Consider the following 2358-nt stretch of genomic DNA (forward strand, 5'->3'; position numbering starts at 1 on the left):
TGTAAAGACCTGGATCTGTCTGTTTTTAGCCGTGGTTCTTTTCTGGACGGTTTTTGAGGTAGTATGCACGTATGTTCGGTATGATCGGCTGGGGGATTTGTGCCTCTATCGCAGGATTAATGTATAGCAAAAATCCTAATTCGGTATTCTGGCTCGGTTCAGTGGGTGCGGTGGTGTTACTTGTTTTAGTAGCCCTTGCCAAACCTGAGCAAAATTCAACTGCTTCTGTAATGAGCCAACTGGGTGCGAATAAAAATCCAGTGAGCCTTGATCAAGCAATCAAACTCTTCAAACTCCCTCGTTTCTGGGCATTATTAGCTTATGTGGTGGGCGTGGCTTGTACTTACGACATTTTCGACCAACAGTTCGGTAACTTTTTTAACACTTTCTTCGACAGCAAAGAGCAAGGCATCAAGATGTTCGGTTATGTGACCACCATGGGCGAATTTTTGAACGCATCAATTATGTTCTTCGTGCCACTCATGATTAACCGTATCGGTGCAAAAAATGCCCTCTTAACCGCAGGTTTTATTATGACTATCCGCATTATCGGCTCGTCATTCGCAACAGAAGCGTGGCACGTTGTAGTACTTAAAACCTTACATATGTTCGAAGTGCCATTCTACCTAGTAGGCTTATTCAAATATATTGGCAACGTGTTTGAAGTGCATTTCTCAGCAACAATTTATATGGTGGCGTGCCAATTCATCAAACAAGTGGGCAATATGTTAGCCTCTTCTGTAGTCGGGCGTTGGTATGACAGCTACGGCTACCAAGAAACTTACTTAATCTTAGGTTGCATCGCCCTTGCTTTCACCATTATTTCTATCTTTACCTTAACGAGCAAAATGAATATGCAAGAGCGTTACCAATTGCATAGAAGAAATGTGAAAGGGGCGTAGTTAACATCTCTAATTTTTTCGCTCCTACGTTTACGGAAGGGGCAAAGCGATAGCTCGGGGGGAGGATTGCAACGAAGTTGCAAGAAATCAGGGAAAATTAACTACTTACATTCCCCTCTCTCCGTAAACGGAGAGAAGGAAACAAAAGCAAATTTAAAAATAAAAAGGAAGCATTATGAATAATATCCTCCGCTTAACTAGCCAACAAAACGATTTAATTATTAACGCTTGCCAGAACCCACAAATTCTTTACTGGGGCGAGAAACTTACCCACTTCGAGCCAAGCAATACTTGGCTGGCTTATTCAGGTGTTACCAACGGTGGCTTAGATATTGATGTGCCTGTGTCACTCGCATCTGAAAACGGACGCGGCTATTTTGAGTCTTCATCTGTGGAAGGACATCGCAATGGCTTGGATTCAATGCCTGTGTTTAAACTTTGCAAAGTAGAGCAAGAAAATAACCACTTGATCATTCGTCAAGTCGATGAAATCTCAGGTTTAGAATTTATCAGCGAATTTGAATTAGACGAGCAAACTTCCGTACTGAAAACCCGTAACAAATTGAAAAATCTCAAAGCAGGAAAGTACAATGTAGATCGCTTAGCAGTAACGTTGCCGTTACCTGAATTTGCTGATGAAGTTTGCACTTTCTACGGGCGTTGGGTGCGTGAATTCCAGCCAAACCGCCAAAGATTAAAACACGGAGGCTTTATTCAAGAAAACCGTGTGGGCAGAACTTCACACGAATATCCACCAATGTTAATTGTGGGCGAAGAGGGTTACAAAGAACAAAAAGGTGATGTGTGGGGCTTCCATTTGGCATGGAGTGGCAACCACCGCATTCGTACCGATATTGATATTCGCGGCAGACGCACGGTACAGTTAGAAGCCCTTTACTTTCCTGGTGAAATCAGCCTTGAACAGGGTGAAGAAGTAGCAACACCTTGGGTTTACACCACTGCTTCTAACCAAGGGCTAAACGGTATGAGCCAACAGTTCCACTGCTATGTGCGAGAGCAAATTGTGCGCTTCCCGCAAGGTAAAACTCGTCCTGTGCATTTAAATATTTGGGAAGGGGTCTATTTCGATCACAAACCTGATCATATTATCGCGATGGCAGAAGCTGCAGCAGAAATGGGCGTGGAGCGTTTTATTATTGATGATGGTTGGTTTATCGGGCGTGATGACGATTTCGGCGGGCTTGGAGACTGGTATTTAGATGAGAAAAAATATCCGAATGGCTTAAACCCAGTGGTGAAAGCAGTGAAAGATTTGGGAATGCAGTTCGGGATTTGGGTAGAGCTTGAGATGATCAACAAACCAACCAAACTCTATCAACAGCACCCAGATTGGTTGCTAGAAGTGAAAGGTTACGATCAACCTGCAGAACGTAATCAATTCGTGCTCGATTTATGCAACCCAGAAGTGTTTGATTACCTTGTTGAGCGTATGGAT

At 43.3% G+C, this 2358-nt stretch carries 1 protein-coding gene and 1 pseudogene; both read left to right on the plus strand.

Annotation, left to right across the window (positions count from 1 at the left end):
• Positions 1-65: 65 nt before the first annotated feature.
• A pseudogene (locus KH943_RS09890) lies at positions 66-902 on the plus strand (oligosaccharide MFS transporter); the annotation flags it as partial.
• A 175-nt stretch (positions 903-1077) separates the two neighbouring features.
• Positions 1078-2358, plus strand: a 1281-nt coding sequence (locus KH943_RS09895) for an alpha-galactosidase (protein ID WP_304110415.1), incomplete at its 3' end; no start/stop codon positions are given.

The organism is Haemophilus parahaemolyticus (assembly GCF_018373095.1).
GTDB classification, from domain to species: domain Bacteria; phylum Pseudomonadota; class Gammaproteobacteria; order Enterobacterales; family Pasteurellaceae; genus Haemophilus_A; species Haemophilus_A parahaemolyticus_A.